Raw genomic sequence first — 16,774 nt, forward strand, 5'->3', positions numbered from 1 at the left:
AGGCGGCCGCCGTACAACAATGACCCGAAGACCTCCCATACCGAGAAGTCAAACGCCAGCGAATGACATTGCGTCCAGACCTCGCCCAGGCTCAGTTGAGCATCGATCGCTTCCAACAGCTGAGTGACATTACGATGGGTCACCGCCACTCCCTTGGGCACACCGGTCGAGCCCGAGGTGTAGATGATGTACGCGACGCTGTCCGCGGCCGGCACCGGCAGTCCGGTTGTGGGCTGGGTGCGCACGGCCGGGTTATTGATGTCGATGATCGCCCCGTCGAACCCGTCAAACCGAGGGCGCACCTCGGCGGTGGTCACCGCCGCGACCGGCGCGGCATCATCGAGCACGAACTCCAAGCGCGCCGCCGGCACGCCCGGGTCGATCGGCACATAGGCCGCCCCGGTCTTGAGCACCGCCAGGATTGCGACGATCGCTTCGGCCGACCGCGGGATCACCACGGCTACCCGCTCACCGGGACCCGCGCCCTGCTTGGAAAGCAAGTGCGCCAACCGGTTTGTGGACTCATACAGCTCGCGGTAGGTCAGTGACCGCGCACCGCAGGTGATCGCCACCGCCCCCGGGGCGCGGGCCACCTGCGCGGCCAACAACGCCGGAATCGACACCAACGCCACCGGCGGCACGGTGACGATCGCGCGGTTGCCGGCCGCGTCGAGCCGCTCACGCTCGGCGTCGTCGAGCAGGTCGATCGACGAAAGCCGTTGCGCGGGATTGGCGGTCATCGCGGCCAGCACCCGATGAAACCGCTCGATCAGCATTTCGATGCTCGACGGATCGAAGACGTCGGTGCGGAACTCGACCGTGCCGCCGATGCCGGCCGGCCGGCCGTCGTCGGTCCAGCGCTCGGCGAGCGAGAACACCAGATCCATCCGGGCGACCTGGGTGTCCAGCGGCAGCGGAGTGACCCGCACGTCGCCCAGTTCCAGTCCCGCGGCGGGGCCGTCGTGTTGCCAGGGCAGGTTCTGCCAGGCCAACACGACCTGGACCAGCGGGTGATTTGCCAGGCTCCGGGCGGGACGCAGCCGTTCGACGAGCACCTCGAACGGCACGTCCTGGTGTTCGTAGGCGGCCAGGCTGCGCTGCCGTACCCGGGCCAACAGTTCGGCGACGCTGGGGTCGCCGCCGAGGTCCACGCGCAGCACCAGGGTGTTGACGAAGAACCCGACCACGTCGTCCAGCGCGGGATCACTCCGGCCGGCGATCGGAAAGCCCACCGCCACATCGGAACTCGCGCTGAGCTTGCCCAGCAGCACAGCCAGGGCGGCCTGGACGACCATGAACTCGGTGGCGTTGTGCGCCCGTGCCACCGCACGCACTTGTTGCTGTAGCTGCGCCGGCCAGTCGATGTCCACGCTGGCCCCGCGGTAATCGGCCACCAACGGATACGGCCGATCGGTCGGCAACTCGCCGCGCTCAGGCAAGCCGGCGAGGGCTTGTTCCCAGTGGGCGAGCTGCCCGGCGATGGGGCTGGCCGGGTCATCCAGGTCACCGAATTGGGCCCGCTGCCACAGCGTGTAGTCCGCGTATTGCACCGCCAGCGGCGCCCAATCCGGCGCACGACCCTGGCACCGGCTGGCATAAGCGACCCCGAGATCGCGCACCAGCGGTGTGAGTGACCATCCGTCCGCGGCGATGTGGTGGGCCACCGCCACCAACACGTGGTCGTCTTCCGCGAGACGCAAAAGCATTGCGCGCAAGGGGATCTCGATGGACAAATCGAATCGGTGCCGCGCCACGGTGTCGATGGCTTCGCTCAACCGCTCTATCGGCCACCCACAGGCATCGATGACCTGCCAGCTGACATCGCTGCGCTCGGGCGGGACGATCACCTGTTGGGGTGTCCCCTGGTGCGCAAGGAAGACGGTCCGCAGGCTTTCGTGGCGGGCCACCACGTGGCCCAGGGCGGCGCCCATCGCGTCGGTATCCAAGCGTCCGCTCAACCGCAGGGCCACCGCCATGTTGTGCACCGGGGACGGCCCGTGCAGCTGGTCGAGAAACCAGAGCCGCGACTGGGCAAAGGACAACGGCATGACGGTCGGCCGGTCGAGCGCCACCACCCGGGCGAGCTTGCTCCCCCCTCCGCAAACATGCGGCGCCAACTCGGCGACGGAGGGTGCCTCGAACAGGACCCGCACTCCCAGATGCGCATCCAGGCCGGTGTTGACGGCGGAGACGAGCCGCATCGCGGACAGTGAGTCGCCGCCGAGGTGGAAGAAGGAGTCGTCGATCCCGACGCGTTCGACGCCGAGCACCCGGGCGTAGATGGCGACCAGGATTTCCTCGATGGCGGTTTCCGGGGCGCGGTAGCCGTCGCCGCCCTGGTAGTCGGGGGCGGGCAGGGCGCGGGTGTCCAGCTTGCCGTTGACCGTCAGCGGCAGCGCATCAAGCACCACCACCGCCGAAGGCACCATATATGTGGGGAGCCGCTGACCCAACCGGGCCCGAATGTCGGCGGGGTCAGCGACTCCAGTCACATAGCCGACGACGCGCCTGTCGCCGACACGATCTTCACGAACCAGCACCGCCGCCTGTTCAACGCCGTCCAATTCGGTTAGCGCGGTGCGGATTTCCCCCAGCTCGATACGATAGCCACGAATCTTGACCTGCTCGTCGGCCCGGCCCAGGTAACGCAGCTGACCGTCGGCGCCCCAGCAGACGAGGTCGCCGGTGCGATACATCCGCGCACCCGGGGCCCCGGACGGGCAGGCCACGAATCGCGACGCGGTGAGCGCGGAACGGCGCCAGTACCCCACACCGACGCCTTCACCGGCCAGATACAGCTCGCCCACCACGCCGGCGGGCACCGGGCGCAGCCAGTCGTCGAGCACGAAGAACGTCGCCCGCGTCACCGGGGAGCCGATCGGCGGTGTGCCCCTCCCGGCGGTCAGCGGCATGCTCTTGCAGGCCCACATGGTGGTCTCGGTGGGGCCGTAGACGTTGACCATCACCCGCCCCGGCGCCCAGCGGTCGACCAGCTCGGGCGAGCAGGGCTCCGCACCCACCACCAACGCCATGCCGTCCAGCCCCTCCGCAGACAACATCGAGGCCGCCGACGGGGTCTGGGTCAACACCGTGACGCCCTCACGCACCACCAACGCATGCAACTCCTCGGGTGAACGCGCCACCGCATCGGGCACCACCACCAACCGCCCACCGTGCAACAGCGCCCCCCAGATCTCCCACACCGAAAAGTCAAAGGCATAAGAGTGAAACTGCGTCCACACCTGCCCGGCCGACAACTCGATACCGAGATCCAGCGCGTCGAACAACTGCGCAACGTTATGATGGCTAACCGCAACACCTTTGGGGACACCGGTGGTACCGGAGGTGTAGATGATGTGCGCCAGATCGGTGGGAGCCGGGGCGGGCGGCGCGGTGCTGGGTTGGGCCGCGACCGCCGGGTCGGCCGCGTCGATGACGATCAGGTCGAAGCCGTCGAACCTGCCGGCCAGGTCTGCGGTGGTGATCGCGGCCATCGGCGCGGCATCGGTGAGCATGAACTCCACGCGCGCGGCCGGCAGCGCGGGGTCGATCGGCAGGTACGCCGCCCCGGACTTGAGCACCGCCAGGATCGACACGATCGCCTCCGCCGAACGCGAAAACAGCAGGGCGACAAACCCTCCCGGGCCAGCGCCGCGCTCAGCCAACACCCACGCCAACCGGTTAGCCGCCTCGTCAAGCTCGCGATACGTCCACGACCGGTCCTCGAACGTCAGCGCCACCGCGTCCGGAGTGCGGGACACCTGCGCGGCGAACAACCCCACCACCGACACCGGCGCCACCGACCGACCCAACGCGAAACCGTTGCCCCACTTCGCCAGCCGGGCGTGCTCGCTCTCGTCGACCACATCCAGTGACCTCAGCCGCCGGGTGGGATCGGCCGTCATCGCCACCAGGAGCTGCTGTAAACGCGCCGCCAGGTCGGGGGCGTCCAGGCCGGACCAGGGCCGCCACATGCCCGCCGTGCTTAGAAAGAGGTCGTCGCCGTCGCTGGAGAAGATGAGGCCGAATCCGTCGGCCTGACCGGAGTTCGTGTAGGAGGCGGAGGCCATGACGCCACCGAAGGGCAGGGTGAACGCCGACGGGATGAAGTTGACGCTGACCCGTTCGGGCGGCTTTGTCAGGCCGCGGACCTTGCGCTCCAGGGCGTGCACCGGGAATCGCTGGTGCTGCACTGCCTCGTCGATTCGCCTCTCGACGTGCTTGCAGAACTCGGCGACTGTCGCTCCTGGTGCCGCGGCGAACACCAGCGGCACGACGCCGGCCACCATTCCGGGCAGCGTCTTCAACTCCGGGCGCACTCGCCGGCTGACCGGGAAATCGAGCACCACTTCCGAGCCCTCAGCGCACCACCCGCGGACCAATAGCGCGCACGCCGCGGTGATGACCGACGTCTGCGATACGCCCCAGACGTCGGAGAACCGGTGCACCCGGCGCACCACCGCGGGGTCCAGCGCGACCGGAGCGGACGGCCACGGGTCACGCTCCCCCGTGCCGTCTTGCATGCGGTGACGCGCTTCGCCGTCGGGGGGCAGGTTGGCAATCCAGTAGGCCTCGTCGTCCCGGTAGTCGCCGGAGGCTTCGTAGTGCGATTCGCAGTCGATCAGCTCCCGCAGTGAGCCGAAGACGGCCGTCGGGATGGGTCCGGCGGACACGATCGCGGAGTAGATGGAGGCGATACGGTGGCCGACCAGCCCAACGCCGGTGCCGTCGATCACGATGTGGTGGCAGCACGCGAAGAAGAAGAATTCGTCGCGCCGGGTCTGGAAGAGGACGAACTTGAACAGCGGCCCGGTGAGCGGCATGGGCGTGCGCTGGATGGCCAGCGCTCTGCGACGGGCTTCTCGCTCGGGATCGGGCGAATCGCTCAGGTTGAAGAACGTCAGCTCGGCGTTCGGGTCATCGATCGGCCGCTGGACGACCTGGCCATCGACCTCGAAGAAGGCGACCCTGGTCGGTTCCGCCTCGTGCACCGCTTGCCGGATCGCCCACTGCAGCGCGTCGCGCTGGACCATGCCGTTGATCCGCACGAACAAGCCAAGCTGCCACTCGGTGTCAGAGTGACCCGTTTCCTGCGCAAGCCATATGTCTAGCTGCCCGCGCGTAAGCGGAAGTGCCTGGTTCTCAAGCTCCATCCAACTCCCCAACCACAGGGTCTTCCTTTCAACCCCCCGGTCGAGTGAGCCGCTCGCGCAGCTGCTCAGGCGATAGCCCGCTTCGCTTCTGCTCGAGGTAGCTCCGGCGCTCGGCGCGGCCCGCTTCGCGGCGCTCGACCCGGACTCGGGCCCAGCGACGGCAAAGACCGACCGCAACCTCGGTTGCCGCTCGTCGTTGGCCAAGGCGACCGAGCCGGCCGGCGCCGCCATCGAATTAGTCGACGCCTACCCACTCCGAAGACCCCGTAGTCAACATGAGTGCAACAGTTCGGAAGGCTAGTAGACGACCACCCCGTTGGTCCAGGGTTATACAAACTTAATGTCTTGTGAATTGCCCAAAGCAATAGATTCCACTCGACCCGAAGCGCTTGAGGCATACTATCGGTACTGATTAGGCTCGCATCGACAACATATGGTATGGCACGGTTTCGGGGGGTTTTCGGCTTGGGCGCCACGCGCTGCGGCATTGACCGTTATCGCCCAGTTATAGGTCGCCAGATCCCCGCAAGCAGTAACCGGCCATCAAAACGAATTGCGCATTACTCGAAAACGGCGTGGCCCGGATGGACCACGCCGCTTTCGAGCTCCTGGAAGGGATTACAGCAAACCGAGCAGTTGCAGGTCGGTGACGTACTTGACGATCACCGAAGCACTGACATGCGGGATGTCATTGTCGGAACCGACTTTCGCTTCCTGCACCGCGGCGCGGAAGCGATCCGTCGGGGCGAAGGCACCCCGGGCCGGCTCGGCGGGCTGCAGGTTCTTCGGATCCCGCAGCAGCAACGTCAACATCTGCAGGACCGAGTTCTGCCGCTGCCGTTCCGGCAGGCCGCGCAGGCCGGTCTGGAAGCGCTGCAGCCACTCGCCGAAGTCGCCGACGCGCTCGATCGGGTAGCCGGCCTCGATCAGCCAGTCGACGTATTCGTCGAGCCCGATGCCGTCGTCGTGCGGGTTCATCACGTGGTACGTCTCGAACCCGTCCATCACCTGGGCGCCCAGTTTGGCGATGGCCTCGGCGACGAACTCGACGGGCAGGCCGTCGAAGTGTGCGCTCTGCCGGTTGCCGTCAGCGTCCAGCTGGTAGAAGGACTTGGGCGCGGTGCCGGTGGCCACGACGCTCAGGATCATCCGGGTGAAGATGTCAGCCACGTTGAGCTGACCGGCGTACGTGGTGTCGGCCAGGATCATGTCGGAGCGGAACACCGAGACCGGCAATCCGCACAGGTCGTTGGCCTCGCGCAGCAGGACTTCGCCCGCCCACTTGCTGTTGCCGTACCCGTTGGCGTAGCCGCCATCGATGACGCGCCGGGCGCTGATGACCCGGATGTCGGCGTCCTCGGTGAACTCCGACGGGTCGATCTGGCGGCCCACGTCCGAAGTCGACACGTACGCGTACGGCTTCTTCTTCGTGGTGAGCGCCAACCGGATCAGCTCCGCGGTACCCCCGACGTTGGGGGTGAACAGCTCGTTGTAGGGCAGGACACCGTTGACGACGGCCGCGGAATCGACGATCAGGTCGACGGTGTCGGCCAGCCGCTGCCATGTCTCCTCGTCCAGTCCGAGGTTGGCCTGGCCCTTGTCACCGGCGACTACCTGAAGGTGCTCTTCGGCCAGTTCCTGGAAGTGCCGCAGCAGATCCGGGTCACCGCTGTCGAAGGTCTTCTCCAGACGGCGCCAGGCGTCCTCGTCGGAGCGGGCCCGCACCAGGCAGATCAGCTTGCCGTCGACCTGTTCCAGCTGCTCGAGCCATTCCAGTGCCAGGTAGCGCCCCAGGAAACCGGTCGCCCCGGTCAGCAGGACCGTCCGGACCTCTGCGCTCGGGCCGGGCAACGTCGGCGCGGTCGACAGCGTCGTCGCGTCGATGAACTTGTCCAGCGTGAGGTCGCGCGCGAACACCTCCTTGGCGTCGGCGCCGTGCACCGCCGCGAACCCGGGTCCCGCGGCGCCCTCGGTGTCGGCACCGCTGGTGATCCGGTGCGCAAGGGCGCGCACCGACTGCGAGTCGAACAGGGTGCGCACCGACAGGGCGCCATCGACGGCGGTGTTGATCTCGGCGATCACCCGCATCGCGGACAACGAATCGCCGCCCAGCTCGAAGAAGGAGTCCTCGACCGACACCCGCTCCATGCCGAGCACGCGGGCGAAGATGTCGGCCACGAGCTCTTCGGTCGGGTCGGCCGGCGCGACGTACTCGCCACCGCGCTTCTGGTACTCCGGCGCCGGCAGGGCGCGCTTGTCCAGCTTGCCGTTGACGGTCAGCGGCAGCGCGTCCAACACCACCACCGCGGCCGGCACCATGTAGGCCGGCAGCCGGTCGGCCAGCTGGATGCGGATCCCGACCGGGTCGGCGGTCCCGGTGATGTAGCCGACCAGCCGCTTGTCACCTGGGCGGTCCTCGCGGGCGATCACCGCGGCCTGCTCGACACCGTCCAGTCCGGCCAGGGCAGCCTGCACTTCACCGAGCTCGATGCGGTAGCCGCGCAGCTTGACCTGCTCGTCGGCCCGCCCCAGGTACTCGAGCTGACCGTCGCGGCCCCACCGGACCAGGTCGCCCGTGCGGTACATCCGTGCGCCCGGGCCGCCGAACGGGCAGGCGACGAAGCGCCCCGCCGTCAGGCCGGGCCGGCGCGAATAACCCGTGGCCACACCGTGACCGGCGATGTACAACTCGCCGACGACACCCTCGGGCGCCGGGCGTAGCCATCGGTCCAGCACGAACAGCGCGGAGCGCGGCACCGGCGAACCGATCGGCGCCGATCGGGTTCCGCTCTGCAGCGGCGCGCTCATCGCCGCGTACACGGTGGCCTCGGTCGGGCCGTAGGCGTTGATCATCACCCGTCCCGGCGCCCACCGATCGACAATCTCGACCGGGCAGGCCTCACCGGCCACCACCAACGCCGTCGACTCCAGACCCTCCGGCGAGAGCATGCCCACCGCCGACGGGGTCTGGCTCAACACGGTGACCCCTTCGGAGACCAGCAGCGCGTGCAGGGCGTCGGGCGAAGCCGCGACCGACTCGGGCACCACCACCAGGCGTCCGCCGTGCAGCAGCGCGCCCCAGATCTCGTGGACCGACACGTCGAACACCAGTGAATGCCACTGCGCCCACACCCCCGTCTCCGGCAGGTCGGCGTGCAGCGTCTCCACCAGCTGCGCGACGTTCTCGTGGGTGACCGCCACACCCTTGGGGACACCGGTGGTTCCCGAGGTGTAGATGACGTAGGCGATGTTGTCCGACGACGGGGTCGGCAGCGCCGTGCCGGGCTGGGTGGTCAGCTCCGGGTCGTCGACGTCGATGACCGTCGGGCTGCAGCCCTCAAGCCGTCCGCGCAGGTCCGCGGTGGTGACCACGGCGACCGGCTCGGCGTCGGCGAGCAGGAACTCGATCCGCGCGGCCGGCAGCGCCGGGTCGATCGGCAGGTAGGCCGCCCCGGTCTTGAGCACCGCAAGGATCGAGACGATCGCGTCGGCGGAGCGGGAGAACAGTAGCGCGACCCGCTCGCCCGGGCCGGCACCCTCTTCGGTCAGCAGGTGGGCCATCCGGTTGGCGGCTTCGTCGAGCTCGCGATACGTCATCGAGCGGCCGTCGAAGGTCAGCGCCGTCGCGTCCGGGGTGCTGGCCACCTGCGCGGCGAACATGGCCGGGATCGACCTGCCGGTCGCCGGCTGGCTCAACACCGCGCGGTTGCCTCGCTCGTCGAGCCACGCGTGCTCGTGCTCGTCGACGACGTCCAGCGACATCAGCTTTCGGGTCGGATCGGCCGTCATCTCCGACAGCACCCGCTGGAACCGCTCGGTCAGCTTCTCGATACCGGCCGCGTCGAACACGTCGGTGTCGAATTCGACGCGCAGGCCCAGCTCGCGGCCCGGAAGCGCCATCACCGACAGCGGGTAGTGGTTGTACTCCCGGTTGGTGACATCGGTGATGGCCAACTCGTGGAAGCCCAACGGCACGCTGGTGTCGATCGGGTAGTTCTCGTACAGGAACAGGGTGTCGAACAGCGCGTCGTGACCGGTGACGTGGTGAATGTCGCTGAGCGCCAGGTGCTCGTGTTCGAGGGTGTCGTTGTGGTGTTGCTGCAGCTGCTCCAGCACGTCGCCGACGGTGGTCTCCGAGGTGATGCTCGCCCGCACCGGCACGGTGTTGATCAGCAGACCCACCATGGACTCGGCGCCGATCAGGTCGGCCGGCCGGCCGGACACCGCGGTACCGAATGCGACGTCATGCTGGCCGGTCAGCCGCATCAGCAGCTGTGCCCAGGCGGCCTGCAGCACGGTGTTGACGGTGGTGTGGCACGAGCGGGCCAGCTCGCCCAGCGCGAGCGTGGTCTCCGCGGACAGCCGGTAGGACTCGACGGCCCGCCGGCCGAGCTGCATCCGGCCCGCCGGGCCCACCAGGGTGGGCGTGTCGAAGCCGTCAAGGACCTGGCGCCACGCCGCTTGCGCGGCCGCGCGGTCCTGTCCGGCCAGCCACGTCAGGTAGCTGCGATAGGTCGCCGGCGCGGGCAACTGGTCGCCGTAGTAGTTGGCGAGGATCTCGCGCAGCAGGATGGGCAGCGACCAGCCATCCATCACGATGTGGTGGTTAGTGAGGACGAACCGGTACCTGTTGTCCGCGGTGCGGATCAGCGCCGCCCGGAAGGCCGGACGGTTCGCCAGGTCGCTCACGGCGGCGCGCTCGGCGGCGCACAGTTCCTCGACCCGCTGCTCGGGGTCGAGATCCTCGGCGCCCAGCTGGATGTACCGCCACGCCATGACCGGGTCGGCCGGGATGACCTGGACGGGCTCACCGAATTGCGGGCAGAACCGGGCCGCCAGGTTGGGGTGACGGTTGACCACGGTGTGCACGGCGTCGTGCAGCCGGTGCGAGTCCAGCTCACCGGTCACGGTGATACCGAGCTGCACCGCATAGACGTCGTCGCCCGGGTCCTGCGCGAAGCTGGCGTGGAACAGCAGCCCCTGCTGCAGCGGGGTCAGCGGCAGGATGTCGGCGATCTGGTGCTGCTTGCTCAGCTCGTCGATCTGGCGCTGGTTCAGGCGCGCGGGCGCGATGTCCGACGGGGTCAACCCGCCGCCACCGCCCTGCACGTGGGCGCAGATGCCGGTCAGCGCCTCGAACCACAGCTGGCTCAGCCGGCTGATCTGCTCCCGGTCCATCGCGGAGGCCGCCCACGTCCAGTTGGCGTGCAGGTGGGGGCCTTCCTCGGTGTCCATGGTGCCGGCGTTGAGGTCGACGGTGTGCATCAGCGGCATCGCCACCGCCGCGGCCGCGCCGCTCAGCGACAGGCTGTCGGGGCTCAGCCGCCACAGCTCACCGGGCAGGTCGGCGGCAGCGCCCAGCCGTCCCAGGTAGTTGAATCCGATCACGGGGTCGGATCCACCGAGGTCGATGTCGGGGTTCAGGTAGCGCAGCAGCCCGTACGTCAGTCCGTCCGGCAGGGCGCGCAACTGCTCCTTGGTGGCCTTGATCGCCGCGCCCAGCGCGTCGTCGCCGGCGACCACGTTCGCCCAGTCCAGACCGTCGACCGTCAGCGACACCGGGTACTTGGTGGTGAACCAGCCCACGGTGCGAGACAGGTCGACGTGCGGGCCGAGCTCTTCCTGACGACCGTGGCCCTCGACGTCGATGCCGATCGGCATGCCGCTGCCCAGGAACTCCGTCCAGGCCATCCCGAACGCGATCAACAGGATGTCCTGCACCCCGGCGTGGAACGCCGCGGGCACCTCACCCAGCAGCAGCCGGGTCGTCTCGACATCCAGCGACACCGACAACTGCTCGGCGGTCTGGTAGGTGTCCTCCTCGGGTCGCACCGCCGGCAGCACGGCCGGGGTCGCGACCACCTCGCGCCAGGCGTCGGCCTGCTCGACCACCGCCGGGCTCTGCGCGTGCTCGGCCAGCAGCGAGGACCAGCGGGCGAACGAGGTGCCACCCGCGGGCAGCGCCACCGGCTGGCCGCTGTGGTGCTGCGCCCAGGCGATGTTGAGGTCCTCGATCAAGGTCCGCCATGACACGCCGTCGACGGCCACGTGGTGGATGATCAACGCCAATTGGCTTGTCTCGCTTGCCCAGACGGCGCTCACCATCACTCCGGCGCCCGGGTTCAGCCGCGACCGAGCGGCCACCAGGGTCGCGTCGGACAGCTGGTCGACCGACTGCAGGCAGTCGGTGGCCTGCACGGTGCCCGGTTCGGGCGCCTGCAGCGACCAGCCGCCGTCGCCGTCGTCCTCCACGCGCAGCCGCAGCATCGGGTGACGGTCCAGCAGGGCCTGCAGCACGACCAGGACGTCCTCGGAGGTGACGCCCGCCGGGGCGGCCAGCACCATGGTCTGGTTGAAGTCGTCGATCGGACCCTGCACGGTTTGCAGCCAATGCATGATCGGGGTGGCGAGCACCGGCCCGATTCCCTCGTCGACCACGTCATCCGCGTCGGCGCCGTCGGTAGCCACCCGGGCCAGCCGGGCGACCGTCTGCTCGACGAACACGTCGCGCGGGCGGCACATCACGCCTGCCGCGCGGGCCCGCGCCACCACCTGCATCGACAGGATGCTGTCGCCGCCGAGGTCGAAGAACGAGTCGTCCACGCCGACCCGCTCGATGCCGAGCACCTGGGCGTAGATGCCGGCCAGGATCTCCTCGGTGTGGTTGCCCGGCGCACGGTATTGGCCGCCGCGCTTGTGGTACTCCGGCGCGGGCAGGGCCCGCTTGTCCAGCTTGCCGTTGACCGTCAGCGGCAGCGTCTCCAGCACGACGACCGCGGCCGGGACCATGTAGGCCGGCAGCCGCTTGCCCAGCTGGGTGCGCAGCTCGGTCGGGTCGGCGGTCCCGGTGATGTAACCCACCAGGCGCTTGTCGCCGGGGCGGTCCTCGCGGGCGATCACCGCGGCCTGGTCGACGCCCTCCAGCGAGGCGAGGGCCGACTGGATCTCGCCGAGCTCGATGCGATACCCGCGGATCTTGACCTGCTCGTCGGCGCGGCCCAGGTACTGCAGCTGCCCGTCGGCGCCCCAGCGGACCAGGTCACCGGTCCGGTACATCCGCGCGCCCGGCCCGCCGAACGGGCAGGCCACGAAGCGCGACGCCGTCAGTCCGGACCGGCGGGCATACCCGGCGGCGACGCCGCGGCCGGCCACATACAGTTCACCGACGACGCCTTCCGGCGCGGGCCGCAGCCACTTGTCCAGGACGAACAATGCCGCACCGGGAACCGGCGACCCGATCGGCGGAGCGCCCGAGTCGCCCGCGAGCGGCGTGCTCATCGCCGCGTAGACGGTGGCCTCGGTCGGGCCGTAGGCGTTGATCATCACGCGCCCCGGCGCCCACCGGTCGACCACCTCGGCCGGGCAGGCCTCACCCGCGACTACCAGTGCCGTGGAGTCCAGGCCCTCCGGCGAGAGCATGCCCACCGCAGACGGGGTCTGGCTCAGGACGTTGACCTTCTCGGCGACCAGCAGGGCGTGCAGTTCGTCGGGCGAGACCGCGACGGACTCGGGCACCACCACCAGGCGTCCGCCGTGCAGCAGCGCGCCCCAGATCTCCCAGACGGAGACGTCGAAGACGAGCGAGTGCCACTGCGACCAGACCTTCCCCGGCCCGGTCGGCAGATCGGCGTGCAGCGTGCGCAGGAACTCGGTGACATTGCGGTGCGTGACCGCGACGCCCTTGGGCGTCCCCGTGGTGCCCGAGGTGTAGATCATGTACGCGATGTCCTCGGGCGCCGGCCCCTCCACCGCGATGCTGGGCTGGCCGTCCGCCGCGGCTTCGTCGACGTCGATGACGGGCAGGTCGAACCCGTCCAGCCGGGTGCGCAGGCTGGCCGTGGTCACCACCGCGATCGGCGTCGCATCGCCGAGCATGAATTCCATCCGCGCCGACGGCAGCGCCGGGTCGATCGGCAGGTAGGCCGCCCCGGTCTTCAGCACCGCAAGGATCGAGATGATCGCCTCGGCCGAACGGGAGAACAACAGCGCAACGCACTCGCCCGGGCGGGCACCCTGCTCGGCCAACAGGTGCGCCAGCCGGTTCGCGGCCTCATCGAGCTCGCGATAGGTCAGCGAGCGATCGCCAAAGGTCAGCGCCACCGACTGCGGAGCGCGCGCCACCTGAATGGCGAACATCTCGGGGATCGACGACGGAGCCTTGACCGGCTTGGTCAGTACCGCCCGGTTGCCCCACTCGTCGAGTCGATCGTGCTCGCCGCCATCCAGCAGATCGATCGACAACAATCGCCGTCCCGCACCGACGGTCATGACTGCTCCTCCAAGTCCACGGTCATGGCTTCCAGCACCCGCTTAAACCTCTCGACAAGCTTCTCGATCCTCGCCTGGCCAAATACGTCTGTATCGAACTCGACGCGAAGGCCTATTTCGTGGCCTGGCACGGCTTGCACCGAAAGCGGGTAGTGGTTGTATTCCCGGTTCGTGAATCCAGTAATAGTTAACTCGTCCACGGCCGATAGCGCGGCAGTATCGAGGGGATAGTTCTCGTACACGAACATTGTGTCGAAAATTTGGTCATGTCCCGTTACACGATGGATGTCATTCAGTGCTAAATGCTGGTGGTCCAGGGTGTTGGTATAGGTGCGTTGTAGCTGGTCAAGCAGGTCGGCGATGGTGGTTTCGGCACCGATAGTCGCCCGCACCGGCACGGTATTGATCAAAAGGCCCACCATGGACTCGGATCCAACCAATTCGGTCGGACGGCCCGAAACTGCTGTGCCAAACACCACATCGTGCTGTCCGGTCAACCACATCAACAGCTGCGCCCAGGCCGCCTGAAGCACCGTGCTGACGGTGGTGTGGCAAGAGCGGGCCAATTCGCCGAGCAGACGGCTGGTCTCCGCGGACACCTGGAATTCCGCAACACCGCGCGGACCAAGCGCCATGCGACCCGAAGGGCCCACGAGCGTCGGGGTGTCGAAACCCTCGAGCACCTCGCGCCACGCCGCCTGAGCCGCCGCCCGATCCTGCTCGGACAGCCAGGTGATGAAGCTCCGGTACGGCACCGGTGCGGGTAGCCGCACCCCGAAGTAGCTGGCGAAGATCTCCTGCAGCAGCAGCGGCTTGGACCAGCCGTCGAGCACGATGTGGTGGTTGGTGAGAACGAACCGGTAGGTGTTCTCCGCCGTGCGGATCAAGGCGCTCCGGAACGGCGGCTGCCCGGCCAGATCACAGACCGCCACGCGTTCGGCCGTGGACACCCGCTCGACCTGCTCGGCGATGTCGCCGCCGGTGTCCAGTTCGACGTATTGCCAGGCCAGGACCGGGTCGGTCGTCATGACCTGCACGGGCTCCCCGAAGTCCTCGGAGAAGTTGGCCACCACGTTCGGATGCCGGGCGATGACCGTGCGCACTGCGTCACGCAGCCGCTCGGGATCGACGGCACCCGTCACGGAGATATCGAGCTGCACCGCATAGAGGTCCTCGCCGCCCTGGGCGGTGCCGGTGTGGAACAGCAGTCCTTGCTGCAGCGGGGTCAGCGGCAGCACGTCCGCGATCTGGTACTGCTGCTGCAGCTCGTCGAGGTCCTCCTGGCTGAGGCGGGCGGGCGCGATGTCGGACGGGGTCAGGCCGCCGCCGCCGTTGCGCACGTGCGCGCAGATGCCGGCCAGGGCGTCGAACCACAGTTCGCTGAGCCGGCCGATCTGCTTTTCGTCCAGCGCCGAGACCGCCCACGTCCAGTTGGCCTGCAGGTGCGGGCCGTCCGCGGTGTCCATGGTGCCGGCGTTGAGCTCCACCGTGTGGGGCAACGGCAGCGCCACCGCGCCGGCCGCACCGGCCAACGCGAAGCTGTCCGGATCCAGCTGCCACAGCTCGGCCGACAGTTCGGCGGCTCCGCCGCCGAGCCGACCCAGGTAGTTGAATCCGATGACCGGATCCGAACCATCCAGTGCCGCTTCGGGATTCAGGTAGCGCAGCAGCCCGTAGGTCAAGCCGTCGGGCAACGCGCGCAGCTGTTCCTTGGCGTCCTTGATCAGCCCACCCAGGGCCGCGTCACCGCCGATCACCTGGCCCCAGGACAGTCCACCGATCCGCAACGACACCGGGTACTTCGCGGTGAACCAGCCGACCGTTCGCGACAAGTCGACCTGCGGGCCCAGCTCCTCGTTGCGTCCGTGGCCCTCCACGTCGATGGCGATCGGCGCGCCGGTGCCCACGAACTGGGTCCAGGCCAAGCCGAACGCGATCAGCAGAATGTCTTGCACCCCGGTGTGGAAGGCCGCGGGCACCTCACCGAGCAGCAGCCGGGTCGTCTCGACGTCCAACGACGCCGAGAGCTGTCCGGCCGTCACGTAGGTGTCCTCGGGCCGCGCCTGCGGCAGCAACGCCGGGACGGCGGCCACCTGGCGCCACTCCTCGAGCCGCTCGACCACCTCGGGCCGGCGCGCGTATTCATCCAGCAGCGACGACCACCGCGCGAACGAGGTGCCACCCACCGGCAGCGCCACCGGCTGGCCGCTGTGGTGCTGCGCCCAGGCGATGTTGAGGTCCTCGATCAGGGTCCGCCAGGACACGCCGTCCACGGCCAGGTGGTGAATGATCAACGCCAATTGGTTTGTCGCACCTGCCCATACGGCACGCAGCAGCACACCGTCGGCAAGGTTCAGCCGCGACCGGGCGTCGACCAGCGCCGCTTCGGACAACACGTCCACCGACTCCACGCAGTCGTCGGCCTGCACCGAGCCCGCCTCGGGCACTTCCAGCGACCAGCCGCCGACGCCGTCGTCCTCGACGCGCATCCGCAACATCGCGTGCCGATCCAACAGCGCCTGCACCACCACCGGCACGTCGTCGAAGGTCACCTCCGCCGGCGCCGCCAGCACCATGGTCTGGTTGAACTGCTCGACCGGGCCGTCCATGTTCTGCAGCCAGCGCATGATCGGGGTGGCCACCACGGCGCCCAGTCCCTCGTCGACCGCGTCGTCGTCGCCGCTGGCCACCGTGGCGACTCGCGCCAGCTTGGCAACCGTCTGCTCGACGAAGACGTCCCGCGGGCGGCACACCACGCCGGCCGCCCGGGCGCGGGCCACCACCTGCATCGACAGGATGCTGTCGCCACCGAGGTCGAAGAAGGAGTCGTCGACACCGACGCGCTCCACCCCCAGCACCTGGGCGTAGATGCCGGCCAGGATCTCCTCGATGGCGCTCACCGGAGCCCGGTAACGGTCGGCGTCCTGGTATTCCGGGCTGGGCAACGCCCGAGTGTCCAGCTTGCCGTTGACCGTCAGCGGCAACGCGCCAAGCACCACCACCGCCGAGGGCACCATGTAGCTCGGCAACCGCTCGCCGAGCTGGGCGCGCACCTCGGCCGGGTCGGCCATCCCGGTCACGTAGCCCACCAGGCGCTTGTCGCCGGGTCGGTCCTCGCGGGCGATTACCGCCGCGTGCTCGACCCCGGATAGCGAGGCGAGGGCGGCCTGGATTTCGCCGAGTTCGATGCGGTAGCCGCGGATCTTCACCTGTTCGTCGGCGCGGCCCACATACTGCAGCTGCCCATCGGCGCCCCAGCGGACCAGGTCGCCGGTGCGGTACATCCGCGCACCCGGAGCCCCGTACGGGCAGGCCACGAACCGCGTAGCCGACAGACCCGGACGACCCACATA

General features: G+C 68.8%; 3 protein-coding genes. All 3 read right to left on the reverse strand.

Translation table 11 applies throughout. The features are described 5' to 3' along the window. Positions 1–5,153, reverse strand: a 5,153-nt coding sequence (locus ACZYVJ_RS25710; protein WP_463834066.1) for an amino acid adenylation domain-containing protein, incomplete at its 3' end; no start/stop codon positions are given. A gap of 618 nt (positions 5,154–5,771) precedes the next feature. Beyond that, positions 5,772–13,421: a non-ribosomal peptide synthetase gene (locus ACZYVJ_RS25715; RefSeq protein WP_463834068.1), complete on the reverse strand. Its 7,650-nt coding sequence runs from the start codon at positions 13,419–13,421 to the stop codon at positions 5,772–5,774. Next, positions 13,418–16,774: condensation domain-containing protein (locus ACZYVJ_RS25720; protein WP_463834070.1), on the reverse strand; the 3,357-nt coding region annotated here is incomplete at its 5' end. The genes ACZYVJ_RS25715 and ACZYVJ_RS25720, both read right to left, overlap by 4 nt.

Source organism: Mycobacterium sp. IDUB_3, from assembly GCF_055419585.1.